This is a genomic window from Aliterella sp. E5.1 (assembly GCF_057473825.1).
This window is the reverse complement of sequence record NZ_JBYCCV010000234.1, coordinates 1-2,675: the sequence shown is the minus strand read 5'-3', so window position 1 is coordinate 2,675 and position 2,675 is coordinate 1. Positions and strand designations below refer to the sequence as shown.

The 2,675-nt window shown below is 44.3% G+C and carries 2 protein-coding genes and 3 pseudogenes; all 5 read left to right on the top strand.

Annotated features, from left to right (window positions below; all coding sequences use genetic code 11):
- A pseudogene (locus tag AC2VE5_RS25595) lies at positions 1 to 106 on the top strand (transposase); the annotation flags it as partial.
- Positions 107 to 222: 116 nt separating this feature from the next.
- Positions 223 to 852, top strand: a complete 630-nt coding sequence (locus tag AC2VE5_RS25590) for a Uma2 family endonuclease (protein WP_486890394.1) — start codon at positions 223 to 225, stop codon at positions 850 to 852.
- A gap of 177 nt (positions 853 to 1,029) precedes the next feature.
- Positions 1,030 to 1,131, top strand: a pseudogene (locus AC2VE5_RS25585) (BrnT family toxin); the annotation flags it as partial.
- Positions 1,132 to 1,349: 218 nt separating this feature from the next.
- A complete protein-coding gene (locus tag AC2VE5_RS25580; RefSeq protein WP_486890393.1) occupies positions 1,350 to 1,553 on the top strand; it encodes an addiction module protein in 204 nt (67 codons plus the stop codon).
- Positions 1,554 to 1,665: 112 nt separating this feature from the next.
- Positions 1,666 to 2,509, top strand: a pseudogene (locus tag AC2VE5_RS25575) (IS1 family transposase).
- Positions 2,510 to 2,675 lie beyond the last annotated feature (166 nt).

Below are 2,675 nucleotides of genomic sequence, written 5' to 3'. Positions count from 1 at the left end.
ATGTAAGATCCTCGTTAAGAACTTTGAGCGCACCTTGACCAATGCCACCACGAAGCTCAATCTCTGCTTCGTCAGGTTAATGATTAAGCGACTTGCCGCCTTTTAGAGATGTCAAATGGGTTCTATACTGAATATCCATGAATATCAAGGGTTTAATCCGTCACGCATCCATCACATATTCGATCTGGTAGACTGAAGGCATTGATTGGGCTAAGTTGACCTATGACTATTGCAATCGACCAACCAATACAACAGAAGCCACTCAGCTTTGACGAGTTTCTCGCCCATTATGGTGGCAATAACCGCTATGAACTGATCGATGGAGAGGTCTTTGACTTGGAGCCAACAGGACTACATGAAGATGTTGCAGCCTTCATCACCACAAAAATCTGTGTCCAGATCGACAGAACAGGCTTACCTTGGTTTGTCCTTCAACGGGGATTATTGCGACCTTCTAACATGGGTATGACAGCATTTAGACCTGATGTTGTAGTTGTCGATCGAGATGAACTGACCGAGGAACTGCTTTGGTCTGACCAGTCGATCCTGACGCTGGGTAGTTCGATTAAATTTGTGGCGGAAGTTGTGAGTAGCAATTGGCAAAATGATTATGCCCGTAAGGTCGAAGACTATGCGGCTCTGGGTATTCCTGAATATTGGATTGCAGATTATGCAGGTAATGGTGGTACTCGACACATTGGGAAGCCCAAACAACCCACTCTCTCTGTATGTACGCTAGTGAACGGGGAGTATGAAATTCAGCAGTTTCGGGGCAATCAGACCATCGTCTCTCTAACAACCTTCCCAGATTTAAAGCTTACGGCTGAAAAGGTGCTGAGGGCTGGTAGGTAAAATCGCCATGATTCGATACTCCGATGGATGTGAGATCAATATATGTTAATAGGCGATCGCATTACAAAAATAATAGTTAAGCGTTCGCACTTTTACAAGCTTAGTGGTTGATTGCGTGCGATCGCATTTCTAGCAAAAATACTAGATAAAGTGGATGAAGATGCGATCTCGCTAGGTATTGTCTGGACAGAACGGCAAAATGATGTAATGCGAATTATTTCAGCACGAAGGGCAAATCGATATGAGCAACCAAGATTTGAGCAATACCTCTTGGACTAACTGGAATGACAGTAGGTTGTCCCTATGAGAGATAAATACGATCTCAATCAATCCGTTCAGAATTTCTACTTTAAAAAGCTGAAAAGGCAGGTAAAAACTTGGGTTGAGGAGGAAGTAGTAATTATTTCAAATAGGTCTTAAGCCAAATGAATTGCCAAAGTTTTGGCACATTGAATTAGGCTAAAATCCAAGCAAGATTTACTATTCTGTAAGGATATATGCGGTCAATTGAGCAGCTAACAGCAGAACTTCTAGCTCTCCCTAGTTTGTCTAGAGCGCTCCTGGCAGAAAAGCTAGTCGAAAGCCTGGAGTTAGATACCGACTCAACCGTTCAGGCAGCTTGGGTTACTGAGGCCAAGAGACGACGAGAGCAAATTCGCAATGGTTCTGTACAGCCCATCCCAGGAAGTGACGCATTGTAGCCGAGAACCTGGATACTGGAAAAGCCGTAAATAGCTGTAGTTGTCAGGGTAGTGCATCAAAATAATGTGGGATGATATGGTGAGAGAGCGATCTTCAACTTGAAGCAACTTTATGGACTGTCCTCTATGTGGTCACGCCAAAGCTCATAAACATGGCAAGATGCCGAACACTCATCAACGCTATCTTTGCCCCACTTGTGGTCAAACCTTCTCCGAAAACTTTGACAGCTTGTACTATCATCGCCATGTCAGTCCTGAACAAATTCGTCAAGTGTTGCAAGCACACAGTGAAGGAAGTAGTTTGCGCGGGATTAGTCGAACTACTGGTCTTGCATACAACACAGTTGTCAGTATTGTTCGCGCCGCCAGCCAGAAAGCCCAATTGGTTCACAATGCCGAAGTCCAAGCAATACAAACGGAGGAGGTGAGTGCCGATGAGATGTGGTCATTTGTCTCAAAAAACAGAAACAGTATTGCGCCCAAGAGTTAGAAACTGGGGATTGTTGGATAGGTCTGAGTCTTGTCGATTCGAGTGGCTTAATTCTGGCGGCGCGAGTTGGCAAATACACTAATGAACTGATTGGTCAGTTAGTCATCAACACTGAGGGAAAAACAAATTGCAAGCGATTTAACAGTCGATTTAACAGTGATGCTTGGGGCGGGTATGAGCGAGTCCTACCTCCTGAAATTCAGCACTACATTGGCAAAGACAAAACGCAGCGATGTTCGTACGTACTAACGGTACTGTGCGACAACAAACCGGAAGATGGCATCGACGACAGAACAAGTTTGGTAAGGTGTGGGAACAGACGAAAGTGACAACTCGATTAGTGGTGAGTTACTTCAACTGGATTTGGCAGCATAGCCGATTCAAAACAACTGCCGCCTGGCGTGCAGGATTAGCAACGAGAGCGTGGAGTTGGCATGATATTGCTGCCTATCCCACATTAATTTGATGCACTACCGATTACTTTGCTGAAATAATCCTTGTATATGTTCCTCGTCTGTTGCTTGTTTCCAAGCATCAATTCCTAATTCTTGGATGTGCATTTTTTGTTGGCTATTTATTAGCTTTTAGCAGCATTCCGACAGAGGTTTTACCATAATGCACGAACTGGACGT